19 protein-coding genes are annotated in these 20,733 nt (G+C 70.3%); 10 read left to right on the forward strand and 9 right to left on the reverse strand.

All coding sequences use genetic code 11. The features are described 5' to 3' along the window. The first annotated feature begins 600 nt into the window (after positions 1 to 600). The 8 genes from rpmH (at position 601) to AC0T5L_RS10490 (ending at position 6,484) form a co-directional block, all read left to right on the forward strand. Positions 601 to 744, forward strand: a complete 144-nt coding sequence (rpmH, locus tag AC0T5L_RS10455; RefSeq protein ID WP_476165219.1) for a 50S ribosomal protein L34 — start codon at positions 601 to 603, stop codon at positions 742 to 744. Between the two features lie 94 nt (positions 745 to 838). Then, a complete protein-coding gene (rnpA, locus tag AC0T5L_RS10460) occupies positions 839 to 1,312 on the forward strand; it encodes a ribonuclease P protein component (protein ID WP_476165220.1) in 474 nt (157 codons plus the stop codon). Then, entirely contained in the window at positions 1,309 to 1,623 is a 315-nt protein-coding gene (yidD, locus tag AC0T5L_RS10465) for a membrane protein insertion efficiency factor YidD (protein ID WP_476165221.1), read from the forward strand. Before rnpA ends, yidD begins: the two co-directional genes overlap by 4 nt. Before the next feature lie 28 nt (positions 1,624 to 1,651). Continuing rightward, positions 1,652 to 2,596 (forward strand): membrane protein insertase YidC, encoded by a 945-nt coding sequence (gene yidC, locus AC0T5L_RS10470; RefSeq protein WP_476165222.1) that lies wholly within the window; start codon positions 1,652 to 1,654, stop codon positions 2,594 to 2,596. Between the two features lie 143 nt (positions 2,597 to 2,739). After that, the gene (locus AC0T5L_RS10475) at positions 2,740 to 3,228 is read left to right on the forward strand and encodes a Jag family protein (RefSeq protein WP_476165223.1); all 489 of its coding nucleotides are present in this window, start codon (positions 2,740 to 2,742) and stop codon (positions 3,226 to 3,228) included. Positions 3,229 to 3,746: 518 nt separating this feature from the next. Next, the gene (rsmG, locus tag AC0T5L_RS10480; RefSeq protein ID WP_476165224.1) at positions 3,747 to 4,475 is read left to right on the forward strand and encodes a 16S rRNA (guanine(527)-N(7))-methyltransferase RsmG; all 729 of its coding nucleotides are present in this window, start codon (positions 3,747 to 3,749) and stop codon (positions 4,473 to 4,475) included. Between the two features lie 158 nt (positions 4,476 to 4,633). After that, on the forward strand, positions 4,634 to 5,458 hold the full coding sequence (locus AC0T5L_RS10485; protein WP_476165225.1) for a ParA family protein: 825 nt from the start codon (positions 4,634 to 4,636) through the stop codon (positions 5,456 to 5,458). A 66-nt stretch (positions 5,459 to 5,524) separates the two neighbouring features. After that, positions 5,525 to 6,484 (forward strand): ParB/RepB/Spo0J family partition protein, encoded by a 960-nt coding sequence (locus tag AC0T5L_RS10490; protein WP_476165226.1) that lies wholly within the window; start codon positions 5,525 to 5,527, stop codon positions 6,482 to 6,484. A gap of 198 nt (positions 6,485 to 6,682) precedes the next feature. Here the strand turns inward: AC0T5L_RS10490 and trxA are convergent, their stop codons facing one another. The 3 genes from trxA to AC0T5L_RS10505 all read right to left on the reverse strand — a co-directional run bounded on the left by trxA (position 6,683) and on the right by AC0T5L_RS10505 (position 8,741). Next, positions 6,683 to 7,006, reverse strand: coding sequence for a thioredoxin (gene trxA, locus AC0T5L_RS10495; protein WP_476165227.1), 324 nt, complete (start codon positions 7,004 to 7,006; stop codon positions 6,683 to 6,685). 69 nt (positions 7,007 to 7,075) lie between these two features. Further along, positions 7,076 to 8,008 (reverse strand): thioredoxin-disulfide reductase, encoded by a 933-nt coding sequence (gene trxB / locus AC0T5L_RS10500; RefSeq protein ID WP_476165228.1) that lies wholly within the window; start codon positions 8,006 to 8,008, stop codon positions 7,076 to 7,078. A gap of 286 nt (positions 8,009 to 8,294) precedes the next feature. Beyond that, positions 8,295 to 8,741 (reverse strand): hypothetical protein, encoded by a 447-nt coding sequence (locus AC0T5L_RS10505; RefSeq protein WP_476165229.1) that lies wholly within the window; start codon positions 8,739 to 8,741, stop codon positions 8,295 to 8,297. A gap of 197 nt (positions 8,742 to 8,938) precedes the next feature. Between AC0T5L_RS10505 and AC0T5L_RS10510 the strand changes: the two genes are divergently transcribed. Together AC0T5L_RS10510 and AC0T5L_RS10515 are read left to right on the forward strand one after the other, a co-directional pair. After that, on the forward strand, positions 8,939 to 10,087 hold the full coding sequence (locus AC0T5L_RS10510; protein WP_476165230.1) for a sensor histidine kinase: 1,149 nt from the start codon (positions 8,939 to 8,941) through the stop codon (positions 10,085 to 10,087). Beyond that, on the forward strand, positions 10,084 to 10,776 hold the full coding sequence (locus tag AC0T5L_RS10515; protein ID WP_476165231.1) for a response regulator: 693 nt from the start codon (positions 10,084 to 10,086) through the stop codon (positions 10,774 to 10,776). The genes AC0T5L_RS10510 and AC0T5L_RS10515 overlap by 4 nt, the downstream gene beginning before the upstream one ends. A gap of 30 nt (positions 10,777 to 10,806) precedes the next feature. Here the strand turns inward: AC0T5L_RS10515 and AC0T5L_RS10520 are convergent, their stop codons facing one another. From AC0T5L_RS10520 to AC0T5L_RS10545, 6 genes are all read right to left on the reverse strand, one after another. Continuing rightward, complete coding sequence (locus AC0T5L_RS10520; RefSeq protein ID WP_476165232.1) at positions 10,807 to 11,676, reverse strand: anti-sigma factor family protein; 870 nt, start codon at positions 11,674 to 11,676, stop codon at positions 10,807 to 10,809. Then, positions 11,673 to 12,299 carry an RNA polymerase sigma factor SigM gene (gene sigM / locus AC0T5L_RS10525; RefSeq protein WP_476165233.1) on the reverse strand — a complete coding sequence of 209 codons (627 nt, stop codon included), beginning with the start codon at positions 12,297 to 12,299 and terminating at the stop codon, positions 11,673 to 11,675. Before sigM ends, AC0T5L_RS10520 begins: the two co-directional genes overlap by 4 nt. A 35-nt stretch (positions 12,300 to 12,334) precedes the next feature. Next, the gene (locus AC0T5L_RS10530) at positions 12,335 to 13,945 is read right to left on the reverse strand and encodes a protein kinase family protein (RefSeq protein WP_476165234.1); all 1,611 of its coding nucleotides are present in this window, start codon (positions 13,943 to 13,945) and stop codon (positions 12,335 to 12,337) included. Positions 13,946 to 14,224: 279 nt separating this feature from the next. After that, entirely contained in the window at positions 14,225 to 16,015 is a 1,791-nt protein-coding gene (gene murJ, locus AC0T5L_RS10535; protein WP_476165418.1) for a murein biosynthesis integral membrane protein MurJ, read from the reverse strand. 134 nt (positions 16,016 to 16,149) lie between these two features. Continuing rightward, the gene (gene murJ / locus AC0T5L_RS10540) at positions 16,150 to 17,925 is read right to left on the reverse strand and encodes a murein biosynthesis integral membrane protein MurJ (RefSeq protein ID WP_476165235.1); all 1,776 of its coding nucleotides are present in this window, start codon (positions 17,923 to 17,925) and stop codon (positions 16,150 to 16,152) included. Between the two features lie 176 nt (positions 17,926 to 18,101). Beyond that, positions 18,102 to 20,570 (reverse strand): DUF6049 family protein, encoded by a 2,469-nt coding sequence (locus tag AC0T5L_RS10545; RefSeq protein WP_476165419.1) that lies wholly within the window; start codon positions 20,568 to 20,570, stop codon positions 18,102 to 18,104. Positions 20,571 to 20,733 lie beyond the last annotated feature (163 nt).

Below are 20,733 nucleotides of genomic sequence, written 5' to 3' on the forward strand. Positions count from 1 at the left end.
TCCACAGCTTCTGGAGGTTGTCCACAGGTTTTCCACAGGTCTGTCCACAGGATGGCAGACCTTCGCGCGCGATGCAGAGTTATCCACAATATGCAGGTCAGAAGGTATGTACGAAGTTTCCTTCTGGGGGTGTGGGCGCACTGGGAAGTGCGGGAGGCAAGTTATCCACAGGCTGAGGTTATCCACAGACAGCAAGGGCTGGGGAAGTCTCACACGCCTGTGGACAACGGGTTGTCCACAGGATCGTGGAGAACATGCGGGGAGTCTCGCGCCGGCGGAGGCGCCTGGCACCGGCCCACCCGGTCGCCCGAACCGGCGCGGGGGCTCCCCTGGGCCGCGGAAGGGTACGGAGCGGGCCCGTGGAGCCGACCGGTCCGGACCGGGCGGGGGACTGTCGTCCGCGTCGCCGGCGGGAGGCTCAGCGTCCGGCGGCCCGATTTGACCAGGACCGGGGCAGGCCGTATGTTCTTTATGCTAATGCCGATGATCTGCCTGCGCCCGTGTGCTCACGGTGACGCGGCCACGGTTCACGCACCCGGAGGCCCCGCATATCCTGGGGGTCCGTCGTAGTACTTTCCTGACACGCCCCTGGAGCCAGTAGTGAGCAAGCGTACGTACCAGCCGAACAACCGGCGTCGCGCGAAGGTCCACGGCTTCCGGCTGCGCATGCGTACGCGCGCCGGTCGCGCCATCATCGCCTCGCGGCGTCGTAAGGGGCGCGCGGCGCTGACCGTGGCCCACTAGGCCACGTTCAGCCCCAAGTTCTCAGGACCGGTCCGGCCTTCTCGCCGGCCGGTCCCTTTTTCGTGGGAAGAAGTACCGAGCCCTAAGGAAGCCGATGCTGTCGCCGAGGAACCGGATGCGCCACAGCGCCGAGTTCGGCTCCGTCATGCGCTCGGGGCGGCGCGCCTCCCGGGACGCTTTGGGCGTCGTCTACCTCGCACCGCCCTCCGGCGCCATGGACGCCGCCCCGCCCCGGGTCGGGTTCGTGGTGAGCAAGGCGGTCGGGGGAGCGGTGGTGCGCAAGCGGGTGCAGCGCAGACTGCGTCACCTGATGCGGCCCCGACTGGCCGTTCTGCCAAACGGTAGCCTGCTGGTAGTGCGTGCCAAACCCTCTGCCGCCACCGCGCGGTACGGGGAACTGGACACGCAACTCGACAGCGCGATCGCCGCAGCCATGCGACCCCGTGGGACGTCGTCGCGCCGTCGGTCCGGCCGTGGCCGCCCACGGCCTCCGGCGGCGGACCCGGCGAGGAGCGAATCAGCAGGTAACCGCCGCCCCGCCGAGGGCGGAGAACGGTGGGGCCGATGACCGAGCACAGACCGACGGCGTTCGCGCGCGTGCTGATCCTGCCCATCCGCGGCTACCAACGCTTCATCAGCCCGCTCTTTCCCCCGGTCTGCCGTTTCTACCCCTCGTGCAGCGCGTACGCCGTGGAGGCGCTACGCGTGCACGGGGCCCTGTACGGGTTGTGGCTGGGAATCCGGCGTATCGCCCGTTGCCACCCCTTCAACCCGGGGGGTCTTGATCCGGTTCCACCACGCGGGAGGCGCCGGAACGAGGAGTCCGAGGAGCCCGCGGGCGGAGCCGGGCGGACCGGAACCGATCCCGGGGACAAGTAGCTGAACCGAAGCAAATAGGAGTTGGCCGGTGCTGGACTGGCTTTACAACATCGTCGGCTGGATCTTGGTCAAGATCCACGCGGGTCTGACCTTCATCGGCCTTGACACTGACAGCGGCTGGGCCTGGGGCCTGTCGATCATCCTACTCACCGTGCTGATGCGGCTCCTGCTGGTGCCGCTGTTCGTCAAACAGATGAACACGCAGCGCAAGATGCAGGACGTCCAGCCCAAGATCATGAAGCTCCGCGAGCGCTACAAGCACGACAAGGAGCGCTTGCAGCGGGAGTCCATGAAGCTCTACCAGGAGAGTGGCACCAACCCGATCATGGGTTGCCTTCCGCTCCTCCTCCAGATGCCGGTCTTCTTCGCGCTCTTCAGCGTGCTGCGCAGCGTGGCCGAGGGCAACGCGGACTACGGTTTCACCCCCGAGCTGGTGGAGAGCGCACGCGCCGCGCTGATCTTCGAGGCGCCCATCGCCGCCCAGTTCAACAGCTCCCCCGAGGAACTCACCGCGCTCGGCTCCAGCGACCCGATCATGGCCAAGGTCATCATCGCCGTCGCCTGTGTGGCCATGGGTATGACGACGTTCCTCACCATGCGTCAGAGCATGCGTCGCAGCGTCTCGCAGATGCCCGACAACCCCATGATGCAGACCCAGAAGATCATGATGTACATGGCGCCCCTCTTCGGGCTCTTCGGTCTCATGATGCCGGTCGGTGTGTTGGTCTACTGGGTCACCTCCAACGTCTGGACCATGGGTCAGCAGCACTTCCTCTACCGGAAGCAGCCGGCTCCCGGCCAGGACGGCGACAAGGCCAAGGGCAACGCCTCCTCCAACGGTTCCGCCAAGGGCATGCTCAGCCGAAAGAAGGCGGCCGAATCCGCGCCTGAACCGAAGGAACAGCCTAAGATCGAACGCAAGCAGCCGAAGAAGCAGCCGCGCTCCAAGCGCACCGGTGGCGGTTCCCGCTAGGGGCGCTCCAGCTTGGTCCCGGCTGCGGAGACGTTCGAGTGCGCAGGCGACAAAGCCCCTGAGGCGTACGACGGCCAGGGCGTGAAGGATGAGGAGACGGGATCGCTGTGGCAAGTAGCGAGGAAGAAAGCGGTGGAGTAGCGGTGGCTGAGGCGTCTGAGGGCGGAATCGACGTCGAGGCCCTGGAGAACGAGGGTGACATCGCCGCGGACTACATCGAGGGGCTCCTCGACATCGCGGACTTCGACGGTGACATCGACATGGACGTCGAGGGCGACCGTGCGCTGGTCTCCGTCGTCGGCGCCACCCTCGACGAGCTGATCGGCGACCAGGGCGAGGTCCTGGAGGCGCTCCAGGAACTGACCCGGCTGGCCGTGCACAGGGCGACCGGTGAGCGCAGCCGCCTGATGCTGGACATCGGCGGCTACCGGGAAGGACGCCGCAAGGTGCTCTTCCAGATCGGGGCCGACGTCGCCGACAAGGTCAAGGAGACCGGCGAGATCCACCCGTTGGAGCCGATGACCCCGTTCGAGCGCAAAGTCGTGCACGACGCGGTGGCCGCCGCGGGGCTGCGCAGCGAGTCGGAGGGCGAGGAACCCCACCGCTACGTGGTGGTGCACCCCGCCTCGTAGGGCCGTGTACTCAGGAGGGGGTGGCGGTGTTTCACGTGAAACCCGCCACCCCCTCCTTTCGTGTTCGGAGCCCTGCCCGGATGGTCCGCACCGACATGTGGCTGTGTCGACTTCTCTCCACGGGCGCCGTGCGCGACGTACCGTGCCGCCGCCTTGCGTCCTTCTGGGCACTGGGCGCCTGGCGGTAGGAGTCGGGGGAGGGGCGGCGTGGCGGTGTTTCACGTGAAACGTGTCGAAGGGCCGTGCCGGCGCGGTCCCCTGCCCGGGTGTCGGGCGCCTACGGGTGGGGAACGCAGGAATCGTGTGGGAAGCCGACCCGGCGCCGGGCCGGGGACGTTGCACGTGAAACCCTGGTGTGTCCCCCGCGTAGGATCATGGAGGGTCTTTTCCCTTCGCGCGCGGAACCGCTGTCCGCTGCGTACCACATCCCCCTCGCCGATCGGTGTGCCCTCGGGTGCGGGGCGCTGTGGCGAACCGAGTATGGAAGTGATGATGGACGAGTGCACAGGTGGTGACCGATGACCTCGGGCGTTGAGGAGCCCGGTGCCGCGCCCCCGGCTCCGCCCGTTCAGGCGGAGGCTGTTTTCGGAGACTCCCTGCCGAAGGCACGGCGCTACGCCGAACTGCTCGCTGACGACGGGGTGCGGCGGGGGCTGATCGGCCCCCGCGAGGTTCCCCGCCTGTGGGAGCGGCACCTCATCAACTGCGCCGTCGTGGAGGGACTGCTTCCCGAGGGCGCCGATGTGGTGGACATCGGCTCGGGCGCCGGCCTGCCCGGCCTGGTGCTCGGTCTGCTGCGCCCCGACATCCGGATGGTCCTGCTGGAGCCGCTCCTGCGCAGGACGGTCTTCCTCGATGAGGCGGTCGGCCTCCTGGACCTGCCCAACGTGAAGGTGCGGCGCGGCCGGGCCGAGGAGGTCCACGGCGAGCTGTACACCGACTTCGTGACCGCGCGGGCGGTCGCGCCCCTTCCGCGCCTCGCCGGGTGGGCCCTGCCGCTGCTGCGCAAGGGAGGGAGCCTGTTGGCGCTCAAGGGGGAACAGGCGGAGGCCGAGTTGGCCGCCGCGGAGCAAGACGTTTCGAAACTGCGGCCGAGCGTTAGCGATGTGATCCGGGTGGGGCGGGGTAAAGTCGATCCCGCTACCACGGTCGTTCGCGTCACGGTGACATCCGACGGTGGTCCGCCTCCGTCTGAGTCACGAAGGAAGGCGCGAGGCGGCAAGAAGAAGCGCGGACGGAAGAGGTGAACTCATTCGTGCCCCAGAACCCAGCCGAAAACTCCGGTGTTTCACGTGAAACGCCTCAGGGTTCCTATGGAGACCTGCTCGGTGTTTCACGTGAAACACCGCCCGAAGGCGCCTACAGCGTCCCCGACACCCCGCTTGCTCGCGCGGCCCAGGCGGCCATGGCGGTTCGCGGGCACGACGACACCTGGCCCCGGCCCAAATCCTGTCGGGTGATCAGCGTCGCCAACCAGAAGGGCGGCGTCGGCAAGACCACCACGACGGTCAACATCGCGGCCGCCCTGGCAATGCACGGACAGCGCGTCCTCGTGGTCGACCTCGACCCACAGGGCAACGCCTCCACGGCGCTCAGCATGGAAAGGGACAACCAGACCCGGTCCATCTACCACTGCCTGGTAGAGGACGAGGAGATCCGCAAGCTCGCCCAGCCGGTGCCGGACATCCCCAACCTGTGGTGCGCTCCAGCCACCATCGACCTGGCGGGCGCGGAGATCGAGCTGGTCTCGCTCGTCGCGCGCGAGGCCAGGCTCAAGCGGGCCTTCGCCGCCTACGACACCTCGGAACTGGACTACATCCTCATCGACTGTCCTCCGTCGCTCGGCCTGCTCACGGTCAACGCGATGGTGGCGTGCGAAGAGGTCATGATCCCGATTCAGTGCGAGTACTACGCCCTGGAGGGATTGGGGCAGCTGCTCCGCAACGTGGAGCTCGTCCAGTCCCACCTGAACCCGGGGCTGGCGATCAGCACCATTCTGCTGACGATGTACGACGGCCGGACCCGGCTCTCCCAGCAAGTGGCCGACGAGGTGCGCTCGCACTTCGGGGACACCGTCCTGGAGACGTTGATCCCCCGTAGCGTCCGGGTGTCGGAGGCCCCCAGTTACGGCCAGTCGGTGATGACCTATGACCCGGGGTCCACCGGTGCGGTGGCCTACCTGGAGTCCGCCCGGGAGATCGCCCATCGGGCGCGGGGCATCAGCGGCTGATGACGACGGGATGGCTCGGCGGGCCTCGCCGGGCGGAGTTTGCGAGGAGTGTGGAGGGAGTTGCCGGTGAGCCAGCAGCGGCGCGGACTGGGTAAGGGATTGGGGGCGCTCATCCCGCAGGGGCCGACCGCCCCCGCGCCGTCGGAGGGCGCGGAGGAGACGGCGGCGGCGGCACCCGCGCCAGAGCCGGTGGAACAGCAGGGACCGCCCTCGGGTCTGCCGGACGGGACGTACCTGGAGGAGATCGAGCTCGGCGCGATCACTCCGAACCCCCGCCAACCGCGGCATCACTTCGACGACCAGGCCCTGGAGGAGCTCCGGGACTCGATCAGCGAGGTCGGTCTGCTCCAGCCCGTCGTCGTGCGCGAGCTGGAGGGGGAGGGCACCCCCCGGTACGAACTGATCATGGGCGAGCGCCGGTGGCGGGCGAGCAAGGAGGCCGGTCTCGACCGGATCCCCGCGATCGTCCGGAGCACCAGTGACGACGAGCTGCTTCGGGACGCCCTCCTGGAGAACCTGCACCGGCAGGAGCTCAACCCGTTGGAGGAGGCGGCGGCGTACCAGCAGCTGCTGGACGACTTCGGTGCCACCCACGGGGAGCTGGCCCAGCGGATCGGCCGGTCCCGCTCGCACATCACCAACACCCTGCGGCTGCTGAACCTGACGCCGAAGGTGCAGACGCGGGTGGCCGCCAGTGTGCTCAGCGCCGGGCACGCGCGGGCGCTGCTGGGCGTGGACGACGCCGATCTCCAGGACCGGCTGGCGGCACGTGTCATCCAGGAGGGGATCTCGGTCCGCTCCCTGGAGGAGATGGTCGCGCTCCGGGAGGAGCCGGAGGAGGAGAAGACCCGCCGTGCTTCGGCGCGGATCGCCAACCCGCCTCAGGTGGAGGAGTGGGCGACGCGTCTGGCGGACCGTCTGGACACCTCCGTGAAGGTGGACATCGGCAAGAAGAAGGGCAAGATCGTCGTGGAGTTCGCGACGATGGAGGACCTGGAGCGCATCATCAAGCAGATGGACACCTGACAGGTCCTGAGCCGGCGGCCGTGTTTCACGTGAAACACGGCCGCCGGGCTGTTTCACGTGAAACACCGGTTTGCTGGTGCTGGTGCTGGTGCTGGTGCTGGTGAGCCGACAAGGGAGAAGGACCCCGGACATCCGTCCAGGGCCCTTCGGTGTGCGTGGTGCCGGCTGGCGGAGCCGCCGGTCAGAAGCTCTGCCGGGTTACATGAACTCCGCCAGGTCCTTCTCCAGGACGCGCTTGGGCTTGGCGCCGATGATCTGCTTGACGACGTCGCCGTCCTTGTAGACGTTCATCGTCGGCAGGGACATGACGTTGTACGTGCGCGGCGTCTCGGGGTTCTGGTCGGTGTTCAGCTTGACGACATCGATCTTGTCGCCGTACTCCTCGGCCAGCTTGTCCAGGACCGGGGCCATCTGCTTGCACGGGCCGCACCAGTCGGCCCAGAAGTCCACCAGCACGGGCTTGTCGCTGGCGAGGACCTCTTCCTTGAAGGTGGCGTCGGTGACGTGCTTGACAGCGGACATGGTTCTCCTTGGTTCGACGAAACCGGGCAGCGAGGGTGGTCGGCGGCGGGCCGGAAGGACCCGCCCAGGTCAGTTGCCGCGCTCGGCGAGGTAGCGCTCGGCGTCCAGGGAGGCGGCGCAGCCGGTTCCCGCGGCGGTGACCGCCTGCCGGTACTGGTGGTCGACCACGTCGCCCGCGGCGAAGACGCCTTCGAGGTTGGTCCGGGTGGACGGGGAGTCCACCTTCACGTAGCCCTCCTCGTCGAGTTCGACCTGCTTGTCGAACAGCTCGACGCGGGGGTCGTGGCCGATCGCGACGAAGAGGCCGGTCACGTCCAGGGTGCTGGACTCGCCGGTCTTGTTGTTGATGAGGCTCAGGCCGGTGACGCGCTCCTTGCCCAGGACCTCGGTGACCTCCGAGTCCCAGAGGAAGCTGATCTTGTCGTTGGCGTGCGCGCGCTCGGCCATGATGCGGCTGGCGCGCAGCTCGTCGCGGCGGTGGATCACGGTCACCGACTTCGCGAAGCGGGTGAGGAACAGGGCCTCCTCCATGGCGGTGTCACCGCCACCGGCCACCGCGATGTCCTGGTCCCGGAAGAAGAAGCCGTCGCAGGTGGCGCACCAGGAGGTACCGCGTCCGGACAGCTCCTTCTCGCCGGGCACCCCCAGCTCGCGGTAGCCGGAGCCGGTGGAGAGGATGACCGTGTGGGCGAGGAAGGTCTCACCGCCCGCGACGACCTCCTTGACCGGCTTGGTCAGGTCGACGTCGGTGACGTCCTCCGGTACGAGTTCGGCGCCGAACCGCTCGGCCTGCTTGCGCATGTGGTCCATCAGGTCGGGACCCATGATGCCGTCGGGAAAGCCGGGGAAGTTCTCGACCTCCGTGGTGTTCATCAGGGCGCCACCGGCGGTGATGGAGCCCTCGAACATCAGGGGCCGCAGCTCGGCACGGGCGGCGTACACGGCGGCGGTGTATCCCGCCGGTCCGGAACCGATGATGATGACATTGCGGACGTCACTCACGCTTGTTGGCCCTTCACACAGTCGCTGCCCGGGCCACGTGGTGTGACCCCAGGGGGAGGATGGTTAGCACAACCGATGTTAGGCGCAGGGCATTCCCTCCGGAACATCCCCCCAGGTTACCGGGGCGGGGTATGGGGAAAGAGCCTTTCGGCAGGTACCCGGACAGGCCCCCGTGCCCCTCGGGATGCGGCCGGGGGCTCCCGTCTCCGGTCCGCCTCGGGCACTGGTCGGGCCCTCTCACCCTCCGGCTTTCGCTCCTCCCGCGCGGAGTACCCCCATTCGCCGCTCAGGTGCCGTCCTGGGGGCTTCCGAGGGCCGATCGCACCACCAGGGCGATCGCGCCCGCGGCGAGCCCCCACAGGGCGTTCAGGGCCAGCACGGAGACGAGCCCGAACGGGTTGGTGACCGGCCCCTGGAGCCCTCCGAGCATGACGGGGGACAGGATCGCACTCAGCACGGTCGAGAACACCGCGTAGGCCAGCCCCGTGCAGACCAGGGTGAGCAGTGGTCGCGGAACGCGGGTGGCCACCACGGCGACCACCCAGGCGACGGTGACGAGGACGGTCGTCCCCAGCTGGAGGAAGGGGCTCCAGTCCAGCGCCTCGGTGATACCGGTGATGCTGAGCAGGGGGCGCAGCAGGGCGAGCGCTCCGAGTCCCAGCACCAGCGACCACGTGACGCCGGAGAACGGGCCCGTGGAGTGCGGTTCGGGCGGTGTCGGCTGGTGGTTCACGGCTACCTCGCGGGTTCGGACGTGGTCGGCACGCCGGGAAGGACGACTCCAACGCTAGGGAAACGGTCCTGGTCGCGCGTCGGCCGCCGGTCCCGGGCCCCTACGCGCCCGGGCTCCCGCGGCCTACGTCCAGACGCGTAGCGGCCCGGGCCCGCGGTCCCGGGCCGGACGGGGCGCGGATCCGTAGAATCTTCCGCATGCCCAGTGACCGCCAAGGTGTCGTCGTCGACGCGCTCTTCGGGTTCGCCGTCTTCTCCGTGGTGGCGATCGCCGTCGGATCCGACGTCAGCGACAGGGGGAACCTGCCCCTGGGATACGGGATGGCCGTCGTGCTCGGTGCGCTCATGCTGGTGCGCCGCCGCTGGCCGATCGCGGTCCTGGCGGCCACGTCGGTCCTCGTCATCGCCAACTACGTACTCGACCTTCCCGTCATCGGCCTGGCGGTCCCGGCGGCCGCCGCGCTGTACTCGGCTGCGGAGGCGGGGCGCGCCCCCTGGGCCGTGGTCACGGCGGTCGTCCTGGTCTCGGTCTCCACCGCGGCGCGTCTGGAGGAGGGACAGGACCCCGCCTATCTGCTCGGATACGAGCTGTCCTCCACCGTCGCCGTCATGGGCGCCGCCATCGCCCTGGGCCACGTGCAGTGGCAGCGCCGCAGGGCCGACCACCAGCGTGCGCGGATCGCCGCCCTGGACCGGCAGGCGCGTGGGGCCGAGGCGGCCGAGCGCCTGGCGCTCGAACGCACCCGTATCGCCCGGGACCTGCACGACGCCGTGGGGCACCACCTGTCCGTGGTTTCCCTGCACACCGCGGTGGCCGCCGAGGCCCTGGACGACGACCCCGCGGACGTGCCCGCCGCCAGGGCCGAGCTGGAGCACGTTACGCAGGCGTCCCGAACCGGCCTGCGCGAGCTGCGTGCCACCGTGCGCGCACTGCGCGACACCGACCCGGGAGACGACCGGGTCTCCTCCCTGGCGCATCTGGACGAGCTGGTGGAGACGGTCCGCGCGGCCGGGGTGGACGTGGTGGTGACCGGCGCCCCGGAGCCGGGGGATGTGCCGGGCATGGTGGACGCGACCGCCTACCGGGTCGTCCAGGAGGCGCTCACCAACACGTTGCGCCACGCGCGTGCCCGCCGGGCGCGAGTGGACTTCACGAGGGAGGACGGAGTGCTCGACGTGGCGGTGACCGACGACGGGACGGCCGCACCGGCTGGTTCCCCGGCCGGAAGCGGGCTCGGGGGGATGCGCGAGCGGGTGCGCCTGGTCGGCGGCTCGGTGGAGGCGGGGCCCCGGGCCGGGGGCGGGTTCGGTGTGCACGCGCGGTTGCCCCTCGGGGGTGTCCGGTGATCCGGGTTCTGCTCGTGGACGACCAGCCCCTGGTGCGCACCGGTGTGCGGGCCCTGCTGGAGCGGGACGGGGGGATCGAGGTCGCGGCCGAGTCCGGGAACGGGCGCGAGGCGCTCGCCGACATCGGCCGGTACCGCCCCGACGTGGTCCTGCTCGACCTCCAGATGCCCGCGATGGACGGCCTCTCCGTGCTCCGCGAGCTGGAGCGGCGAGTCGACGGGTCGCCAGAGGGACATGTCGACACGTCGACGAACCGACGGACCCGGGTGGTGGTGCTCACCACGTTCGGCGAGGACGACAACGTGTTCGCCGCGCTGCGCCTGGGGGCCTCCGGCTTCCTGCTCAAGGACGCCGGTCCGCGTGAGCTGCGGGAGGCGGTGCGCACGGTCGCGGCGGGGGAGGCGCTGCTCTCACCCGGGGTCACCCGCCGGGTGATCGAGAGGCTCGCCGACACCTCGGTCGCCCCGGAGGCGGCGGCCCGCCTGGACGTGCTGACCGACCGGGAGCGGGACGTGCTCGCCCTGGTCGGGCGGGGCATGTCGAACCAGGAGATCGGTGCCGAGCTGCATCTGAGCCCGGCGACCGCGCGCACCCACGTGGGCCGCCTCCTGGCCAAGCTCGGGGCCCGCGACCGGGTGGGCCTGGTGGTGATCGCCTACGAGACGGGTCTGGTCCGCCCCGGCGGTTGAGAGGTGCCGGCACGGCCCCGTGAACCCGTCTCAGGGAGCCTGGACGGTCTCCTGGCCGAGGACGCTCTGCCTGGTGTCGCCGCCCTGGGCGCAGCGCGGGTCGACCACGTACACGTCGAACTCCTCGTCCCGGGGAGCGAACAGCACCCACGCCCGGGACGTGTCGTCGCCGTAGTAGGCGTCGTCCACCAGGGCGAAGTGCGTTCCGACCGCTTCGCCGAGGAGCGTGGCGCACTCCTCCACACCGACGGGCACGGTCTCCAGCGGGGCCATGGGCTCGGTGCCACCGTCCGAGGGCACACCGCCCACGGGGGACAGGTCGAGCGTCAGGGCGGCCTGCTCGGGAAGGGATCCCTCGGTGTAGACGGTCTCGCTCCGTACCACCTGCGGCGTGTAGGAGTGCGCGGTGTCCGGTGCGGCCTCCTCCCCGTTCTCCTGGAGCGGGGCCGCGACCCCCGCCCCCTCCTGGCTCTCGGAGGACAGGCCGTTGAACAGGGCCGCGCCCCCGCCCCCGATGACGACCGCGGCGGCGGCCACCGCCATCAGCCGCGGCATGTTGAAGCCGCGGACCCCCTTCCGCCCACGGCGGGAGAGGGGGACCACCGTGGCGACGGGCTCCGGGGCCGCGTCGGCCGGAGCTTGGGCTTCCTCCGGTGCCGAGCCCTCCGAACGCTCGCGCACCGCCTCCGCGACGCGCTGGTCGAGGAGGTCGGCGACGTCCCGGGGCATGGCGGGAGCCGGTACCGCGGCCAGCGCTTCACTGACCCCGGTCAGCTCGTCCAGGGTCGCGGCGCAGGTCGCGCAGGTGTCTATGTGGGATGCGACGGTGCGTTCCTCGTCGGGCTCCAGGAGCTCCTCGGCGAAGAAGGCGAGTGCCTCCACGTCTGGGTGGGACGTCACGATGGGTTGGCACCTCCTCTCCCAGTTGTGACGTCTCCGGGGTGCTGAGGGTTCCTCAGATGGGCCAGTGAGGGAAGAAGTTTGGCGCGACCTCGCGCACACCTGCTCTTGACCGTCCCCGACGCCACGTCCAGGATCTGCGCCGCCTCCTCCACGCGGTAGCCGAGCATGTCCACGAGGGTCAGCGCCATGCGCTGGTCCAACGGGAGCAGGTCCAGGGCGGCGTGTACGTCCAGCCGCGCCTCGGTCTGGGAGGCGTGGTCCGGGGCGCCGCCCATGCGCCCGAGCCGCTCGTTGGACATCACGTCCAGGGTGGAGTCCTCCGTGGGGGTGGCCGGACGCACCTTGCGGCGGCGCAGCCGGTCGTGGCAGGCGTTCACCACGATCCGGTGCAGCCACGTGCTCACCTGGGACTCGCCGCGGAAGCGGTGGGCGGCGCGGAACGCGGACACGAACGCGTCCTGGAGGGCGTCGGAGGCCTCCTCGGAGTCGCTCATCATGCGTACGGCGACAGCCCAAAGACGCTCACGGTGACGACGCACCAGGACCGCGAAGGCCTGGTCGTCACCCTGAGCGTGCATCGTCAACAGCTCCCGGTCAGGAAGCTCCTGGACGGCGTCCATCAGCGCTGATCACATATCCCACACATCGGTGTCCGTCAGAGACCGAGTACCTCGACCTCATTGATGGTCCCACGCCAGTTGCTGCCGTCGTTGGGCAGTTCGGTGAACCAGATCAGCACGTACCGTCCGGTCGCGCCGCCCTCGATGGAGACGGTCGTGGAACCGCTCATCGTCTCCTGGGCGACGACGGGCAGGTTCGCGTCCAGGCTCTCCTGGCTGCTGACCGACTTGTCGTCGCCGACACGGATCTGTGTCTCGTGCTCCAGTTCGGGCATCTCCAGGGCGACCTCACGGACCTCCTGGCCGGAGCCCAGGTCCAGCAGCAGGCCGACGCCCTCCTTCTGCATCTCCAGGGGGTCCCAGTAGCCCTGGGTGTTCCAGCCGCTGCCGGGGTCGCCGTCGTAGGCCTTCGGCGCCTTGTCCGAGTGCTCATCGCCGTCGCCCGACGGGTCGAACGGGTCGAAGCCCTGGGAGCCGGTGATCTCCAGGGTGGTCAGCTCGGGCCCCTCGTCCGGTACCTCCTCGGTGGTGTCACCGCTGGGGGAGGCCTCCCCGCCGTCCTCGCCCCGCATCTGGCTCCCGAACGTCCACGCGCCCACGACCACGGCGGCGAACAGGACCACCGCGAGCATGCCGACCAGGACCTTCCTGGGGGATGGCTGTGTGCGGGCGGCCCGCTGGTCCATACGCGAGGGCGCCGGCCGCCCCGCTCCCCGCTGAGCGCTCCCGCCCCGTGGGGCGGAACCGCCGCGCGTCGCCGACGCACCGTCCCGGGCGCTGCGGCGGGGGCCGGTGCTGTCGAACTCCCCGGTACGGCGGGAGGTCCCGGGCTCGGGCGGTGGTGTCGATTCGGCGGGGGACACGGGGAGCGGGATGAGTCGGGGCACCTCGGCCATGGCCGCGCAGAAGTCGGCCGGGGAGGTGATCGGCGGCCCGGGCACCATCTGCCCGGCGAGCTGCGGCAGGGCCGCGCGGGTGGTGATGGCCCCCAGGGGGTCGGTGATGCCCTGTCGGACCTGGTGGGGCGGGTAGGGGCCGGCGGGGCCCTGCGGGGCGGCGGGCAGACCGCTCTGCGGACCGCCGGGCCAGTGTCCGGTGAGCGCCGCGTAGAGCAGGTTGCCCAAGCCTTGGGCGTCGGCCGCCGCGGGGTCGGCGATACCGGAGCCCAGCAGTGCGGCGTCCACGCCGATGCCGGTGACCTTGACCGCGCCGCCGCTGCTCCACATGAGCTTGCTCGGGGTCAGGCACAGGTGGTGCAGACCCCCGACGTGCGCGGCGGCGATGGCCTCGGCCGCCTCGGCGACCAGACCCGCGGCGCGTTCGGGCTCCATGGGGCCCTGTGCGAGGAGGTCGGCGAGGGAGGAGCCGATGACCCACTCCTCGACGACGTACGGGGTGGGGGATGAGTCGTCGGCGTCGAACACCTGCGTGACGCGGGCGTCGGGAATGCGGCTCGTGGCCCGGGCGGCGCGCACGACCTCGGATGTGCGCGGGAAGCCCTCCGTGAAGGTCCACACCGCGACGGGCCGCGCGAGCGTCTCGTCGGTGGCCTTCCAGCGGGTGGCTCCACCGGTCTCGCTCACCACTTGGTCGAGGCGGTAGCGGTTGGCCAGCTTCGCCCCGGGTTCGATGAGGAAGGTGCTCATGATGGGAGTGACGGGCGCCAGTGCCGTTGTTCCGTGCGCTTCCGGGCTCCGTGGTCGCCTGTGGACCGGAGCGGTACGGGGTGCGCGCGTGGGGGTTGTCGGCCCTGCCTGCTGTCCCCAGCCTCCCTTCGGGCAGCTCGGATGAACATTGCTGTAGCGGTAAAGCGATGCTTGTCCATGCTAGGACGCCTGAACAGCAGCTTTGGAGGACATCGGATACTCGTTCGCCTTCCGGGGCGTACCCGTACAGGACCACCCAACCTCGTCTGTTCCTGGTGATCAGCGGCGTCGTAGCCGTGTCTTGAGCAAATCGATGAATGATGTGACTTCTACCACATTAAGGAATCTGGCGGCGAGCACGAACAGCACCGCACCGACGACACCGCTCGCCGCCATCGACGCCAGACCCGGCCAGACGTCGCCCGGCAGGCCCTGGAAGAGGTAGAGCATCGCCACCCCGAAGACCGCCGCCGGGACGGTCGCCAGGTGCAGTTTGAACAGGGTGGCCGCGGTCCGGCGGCCGTCCAGGCCGTTCAGCCGCCGGTGCAGCAGGTACCACATGATGGCGGAACCGATGACGTAGTACAGGCCGTAGGGCACGGGCAGCCACACCACGATGTGCTGCGGCTCCATGAGGAACAACAGGCCGACCGCGGTGGCCGCGTGGGCGATCTCGGAGGGGATCGACACCAGGGCCGGGGTCCGGGTGTCGCCCAGCGCGTAGAACACGCGCATCTGGAGCTGGAACAGCGTGAACGGGATCAGCATCAGGCAGAAGACCATGAGGATCCGCCCGATCGCCTCCGCGTCCTGCGCGCTCGTGCTGCCCTGCGCGTAGATCAGCACGCAGAACGGGACGGCGAAGACGATCATCGCGACCGAGATCGGCACGATCAGCACCGACGACAACCGGAAGCCGCGCGAGAAGTCGCTGCGCACCTGGTCCTTGCGGCCCGCCGCGACGTGCTCGCTCATGCGCGGCAGCAGCGCGGTGATCACCGAGACCGCGATGACCGCGTACGGCAGCTGGAACAGCATCGACGCGAACTTGTACGCGGCGATACCAGCGCCGGAGTCGATGCCCGACTCGGCGGCGCGGGCCCCGGCCCGGGTCGCCACGTTGGTGGACACGAGAGCGCCCAGCTGGGCCACGGCGATGTAGAGCATCATCCACGAGGCGGCGCTGGCCGCCTCGCCCAGGCCCGAGCCCCGCAGGTCCAGGCGTGGCCGCCAGCGGAAGCCCGCCGCGGCCAGCGCCCACACCAGGACGGCGGCCTGGACCACCTGTCCGGCGGCCGTGCCCAGGCCCAGCAGCATCAGCTCGCCGGAGGTCACGCCCTCGGGGGTCCGGCCCGGTCCGGCCAGGTTCAGGAACCACACCCCGACACCGATGATGACCAGGTTGTTCAGTACCGGTGCCCACATGGGGGCGCCGAACCTGTTGCGCGCGTTGAGCATCGCGCTGGCCAGGCCGCTCGCGCCGATGAAGAAGATCTGCGTGACCAGGTACCGGGCCAGGACGACCGAGACCTCGTGCTGGTCCCCGGAGAAGCCGCCCGCGTAGATTCGGATGAACCACTCCGCGATCAGCACCGACACCAGCGTGAGCGCGAACAGCGCCAGCAGCATCAGCGTGACCAGGCGCTGCTCGGTCCCGTTCCCACCGTCGGCGTCCAGCTTGCGCCGCTTGACCAGGAACGGCACGAACACGCTGGCCAGCAACCCGCCGATGAGCAGGTCGTAGATCATGTACGGGACCATGCCGGCCGTCTGGTACGCGTCCCCCAGCAGCTGGGTGCCGATCGCCGCCGCCAGGACGATGGTGCGCACGAACCCCGTCACACGGGAGAAGACGGTGCCCAGCGCCATGATCGCACTGGAACGGGCGATATTGCCCGGCGCGGTGTGGGAACTGCCGCCGATCTCGTCGCCGTCCTCCAGGCCGGCGCGGTCCGCGGTGCCGACGTCACCGATGTCGCTGGGGTCCCGGAGCGTCCTCAGCCCCGTCTCGGGAGCGGTGTCCGGGTCCTCGCGCTCGTAGGTGTCGAGCACGTCCTCCGGCATCACCATGTGCCGTCGGCGGGGGTCGTGCTCCGTGGGGGGCACCTGTTCGGATTGGTCGCTGGACACCGTCGAGCTGTCCTTAATCTCGGTCGGGCGGCTTCGGTCCCCGGCAGGTCAGGGCCGGGGAGCGCGGTACGGGATCAACGGCGCAGGCGGCCGCGGATCAGCTCCACCGCCGCGCTCAGCTCCGGAACGCGCAACAGCCGCGCGAACCCGAGGAAGAGCAGCGCACCGAGGACGCACCCGGTGAGCGGGGCGCCGATGTAGGTGGCCAGGCCGGGGCCGACGTGGGAGTCGAAGGCCCAACGCACGCCGAGGCCCGCCGCGATGCTCGGGACGACGGCCAGGTGCAGGCGCAACATTGTGCCAATGATGTGCTTTCCGTCAAGTCCTCCGATACGCCGGCTCAGCACCAGGCCCGCGATGGTCAGGCCCGACAGGAACGAGACCATGAAGCCCGCGGCCACGCCCACGACCACCAGGTTCGGCGGGAGGAGCAGGTAGGCCGCCAGGGCCAGGCAGCTGTGAACGGCCAGGTTGGCCAGGCCGATCATCGCGGGGGTGCGGGTGTCGCCCATGGCGAAGAACACGCGCAGCATCAGCTGGAAGACGGTGAACGGCACCAGGCCCAGCGACATGACCGCGAGGATCTGGCCGATACTGGCCGCGTCCTGCACGGAGATGGACCCGCGCGCGAACGCCAGGACGGACAGCGGCTCGGCGAACATCGCCACCGCGAACGCGGTCGGCACCAGTACGAACGCCGATACGCGCAGGGTGCGGGAGAAGTCCGACCGCACGGAGTCCCAGTCCCGGTCGTCGGCGTGGGCGCTCATCCGGGGCAGCAGCACGGTGATGAGGGAGACCGCGATGATCGCGTACGGCAGCTGGAAGAGCTGGTACGCCAGGTTGTAGGCGCTGATACCCGCGCCGACGTCCAGTCCTCGCTCGATGCTCTCCACGTTCGCGGCGTTGGCGATGTTGGTGGTGATCCACAGCCCGGCCTGGGTGAGGAGGGTGTAGAGCATCATCCACCCGGCGGAGCGCAGGGCGTCGCTGAGCCCGGAGCCGCGCAGGTCCATGCGGGGGCGCCAGCGGTATCCGGTGCGGGTCAGGGCCGCGAACAGCACCAGCGCCTGGAGCGCCATGCCGCCCGCCGTGCCCGCGCCCAGCAGGGTGAGCTGGCCGTCGGTGACGGTCTCGGGGGTGCGGCCCGGACCGGCCACCCACAGGAACACGCCAGCCATGCACATGATGACGACGTTGTTCAGCACGGGTGCCCATACGGCGGCGCCGAACTTGCCCCGCGTGTTGAGCATGGCGCTAAGCAGGCCGCTCAGGCCGACGAAGAAGATCTGTGCGAGCAGGAACCGCGCCAGGTAGACCGATGCCTCGTACTGGACCGGTGTGAACCGGGAGCCGTACATCCAGATGAGGAACTCGGCGGCCAGGATCGCGACCGCGGTGAGGACGAACAGTGCCAGCACCGTGGTGGTGAACAGGCGGTCCTCGGTGGCCTTGCCGCCGTCCGCGTCACGCTTGCGCCTCTTGACCAGGAACGGGATGATGACGCTGGCCATCAGACCGCCGATGAGCAGGTCGTTGAGGATGAACGGGATCGTGTGCGCCGTGTGGTAGGCGTCACCGAGCAGGTGGGTGCCGATGGCGGCGCCGAGCACGATGGTGCGGGCGAACCCTGTGAGCCGGGAGGCCAGGGTGCCCACGGCCATGATGGCGCTGGAACGCATCATGCCGCCTCCGGAGTCCGTTCCCTGGCCGGAGCCCTCGTCGGCACCGGCCCCGGCACCGTCGGCGGAGCCGGGGCCGGCACCGGCCGCGCTCTCACCCGGGAGCGGGTTCTCAGGATGGGGGGAACGGCGGTGGTTCCCGCCGCCGTTCGAAGAGTCGGTGACCACGGTGGATCAGGGTTCCTTTCGTCCGACTGGGGAATGTCCGGTCGCGGTGCCGTGGTCCGGCGCCCGCGGTCGTATACACGTGCGGCGTGTACCGACATGAAGACGTGCGGGTATGTCGACATGGTGTCCTGTCGGTAAGGGGCCATGTCACCCACCGGTCAGCCGGGGGCGCGGGGTCACCTCCCCCTGCCGCCGGAGTCCCGCTCCGCGCCGTCCTCCTCGGGCGCCGCGGCGGAGTCTTGGTCGTCCTGGACCGGCGGGGCCGGGTCCGGGGACTCGGAGCCCGGCTCTTCGGACTCCGAGGCGCCTCCGTCCCGGCCGGTGTCCCCGGGCTCCGCCGGGGAGCCGTCCGGGGTCCGCTCGGCGTCCTCGGCGGAAGCCTCCGAGCCGGTGGCGCCGGAGCGCCTCTTACGCGCCCACTTGCGCAGCACGCGCGGGGCCAGCGCGGCGACCAGGATCAACAGGCCGATACCGCTGATCATCAGCGCCTGGGTGCCCAGACCGGTGGCGTTCACCGGTATCTCGGTGTCCTGGCTGCTGATCGGCTCACCCTCGGCGTTCTGCAAGCTCACGTTCAGGACCGTGCGGCCGTTGATCCGCGCCGTCAGCGGCACGTACACCGTGGTCTTGGCGCCGGGTTGGATCTCGAAGGAGTAGGCGTACTCGCCGACGCTCAGCCGCTCGGAGTTCTCCGAGAACACCGACAGGTGCACGGCGACGGTCTCGTCCTCCAGGTCGTTGGCGACCAGGATGCCGGTGGTCCCGGTGCGGCTGGCCAGTGTGACCGGCTCACCGGGGATGATCCGCACGTCGTCCATGCGGTCCTGTACCGCCGTCCCGACCAGGGAGCGTACCGTGCCGGCCAGGGCCTCCTCGTCCCGCCAGTACGCCGACTCCAGGCGCAGCAGCGCCGGGCGGAACGGGTCGCTGTCGCCGACCAGGACGCTGTTGAACAGGCGCACGTCCCGGCTCACGTCCTCGACCTGGCCCAGGTAGGTGGAGCCGAGCTCCTCCTCCGGCGCGCTGCTGGGATAGGTGAGGGGCCTGCGGGTCTCCTCGCGCTCCTCGGGCGCGGGCGGCTCGATCGCGTCCAACCGCTCCGGGGACAGCCAGGGCAGGTCCTCGGAGGCGTCCAGTACACCCTGAGCGAACTCCGGGCTGGGGTCCCATCCCCGGTCCGGTGCGGCGACGACCGCCCGGTCGTCCCCGGCGTCCTCACCCGCGATCATCGCGGTCTCGGCGGCGAAGCGCTGGAGGGCCAGCTCGGACTGGCCGGGCCCCCACGTCGGCATGGACAGCACGTCGGTGATCCCGGAGTCGGGGACCAGCGCGAACTGCTCCTCGTCGGTCCCGGACTCCGGCGCGGGCAGCGGGGCCTGCGCGCTGGGGGTCGTGGACAGCCAGGAGACCGCGGGAACGGCGTCCTCGTCCAGCAGGAAACGGGTGGCGCCGTGCGTGCTGAGCAGTTCGCGGACGCTTTCGTCCATCAGCCCGTTCGCGGGCAAGGCGAAGGTCTCGTCCGCCTCCAGGGCCAGTGCCCGCAGGACCGCCTCCTGGCCGATCCGGAGGGACGCCTCGGCGTCGGCGTCCATGCCGTTGTGCAGCAGGGCGGCCAGGTCGGCGTTGGCGTATGGGGTGGCCACCACGGTGTCGGCGGCCAGCACGTGGCGGGCCTCGCGCAGCCACACCTGGGCGGCCTCGCTCACCTCGGCGTCGCTTCGGACGGGACCGTCCTCGGTGGGCACGTCGGGGAGCTCCTCCAGGACCTCGTGCCCGGAGCGGGCCATGCGGAGGACGTCGTCGAGCGTGCTGGGGTCGACCGTCCAGGTGACGGGAACGCCCTCGGTGCGGCCGGTGCCCTCCGACTCCTCCTCGTCCCCGTCCCCGTCCTCGGCGGCCTCCTCGGTGGGCAGGGGGTCGGCGGTCTCCTCCGCGGTGGCGTCGCCGCCCTCGGGCGGCTCCTCGGGGTCCTCGTTGAGGCCGAGTACCTCAGCCAGGTCCTCGTCACCGGCCTCGAAGGACAGGGGCCTCTGCGCGCCCGCGGCCAACAGGCGGCCCAGGCGGCCGTCGGCGGTGACGGACCCGTGCAGGTCGTCGCTGAGGAAGGTGTCCTCGTCCGCGCGCTGGGGCCGTGCCATCAGCGGCCACGTCCAGGCGACGTCGACGGAGGGCACGTCGTCGTCCTCCCCGCCCGTGTAGGGCAGGAAGGTGTACTGAGCGCCGACGACGTCCCCGTCATCGTCCACCGCCTCGACGACCAGGGGGTACACGCCGTAGGAGTCCAGGCCGAGGTCCTCGACCGGCACGCTCAGGGAGTACTCCTCGCCGGCCTCGGGCGGCATCTCCTCGGCGACGTCCTCGTCCGGCCCGGAGGCGTCGGGCTGCCAGCCCTCGCCCGAGGCGAACCCGTCCAGCTCGTCGCGTTCGGTGAAGGGGTGCCGCGAGTAGCGGATCCGTACGCTGACGCCGTGAAGGTCCTCGTCAGTGGTGTTGGTCACCTCGCCCGTGACCCGCAGGGTGCTCTCCTCGCTGACGGCGTCCGGAGTGATGCGCTCGACGACGAGCGGCTCCGCCGGCCCGTCGTGCTCGGGCTCCGCGTGCGCGGGCGTGGCCGTTATCGGGAACAGCGCGGTGGCCATGGCCATGACCACCGTCGCGGAGGAGAATCGACGCAACGCTTGACCGGTTTCCTGATTCGGGTCCAGGTGGCCGTCCCACCGGGGCTGCGGTGGAGGGGACGGTCGAGAAGTGCCCGCACGGCGCACACGGCGTACGCGGGACGGGTGGACGCGGGGCAGCCGCGGCGTC

Source organism: Nocardiopsis sp. TRM 82005, from assembly GCF_056312425.1.

Bases quoted from the DNA above. Each gene is read 5' to 3' on its own strand.
- rnpA (WP_476165220.1), top strand. From the start codon at position 839: ATGCTGTCGCCGAGGAACCGGATGCGCCACAGCGCCGAGTTCGGCTCC.
- yidD (WP_476165221.1), top strand. From the start codon at position 1,309: ATGACCGAGCACAGACCGACGGCGTTCGCGCGCGTGCTGATCCTGCCC.
- rsmG (WP_476165224.1), top strand. From the start codon at position 3,747: ATGACCTCGGGCGTTGAGGAGCCCGGTGCCGCGCCCCCGGCTCCGCCC.
- AC0T5L_RS10485 (WP_476165225.1), top strand. From the start codon at position 4,634: ATGGCGGTTCGCGGGCACGACGACACCTGGCCCCGGCCCAAATCCTGT.
- trxA (WP_476165227.1), bottom strand. From the start codon at position 7,006: ATGTCCGCTGTCAAGCACGTCACCGACGCCACCTTCAAGGAAGAGGTC.
- AC0T5L_RS10510 (WP_476165230.1), top strand. From the start codon at position 8,939: ATGCCCAGTGACCGCCAAGGTGTCGTCGTCGACGCGCTCTTCGGGTTC.
- sigM (WP_476165233.1), bottom strand. From the start codon at position 12,299: ATGGACGCCGTCCAGGAGCTTCCTGACCGGGAGCTGTTGACGATGCAC.
- AC0T5L_RS10530 (WP_476165234.1), bottom strand. From the start codon at position 13,945: ATGAGCACCTTCCTCATCGAACCCGGGGCGAAGCTGGCCAACCGCTAC.
- murJ (WP_476165418.1), bottom strand. From the start codon at position 16,015: ATGGTGATGCCGGAGGACGTGCTCGACACCTACGAGCGCGAGGACCCG.
- AC0T5L_RS10545 (WP_476165419.1), bottom strand. From the start codon at position 20,570: ATGGCCATGGCCACCGCGCTGTTCCCGATAACGGCCACGCCCGCGCAC.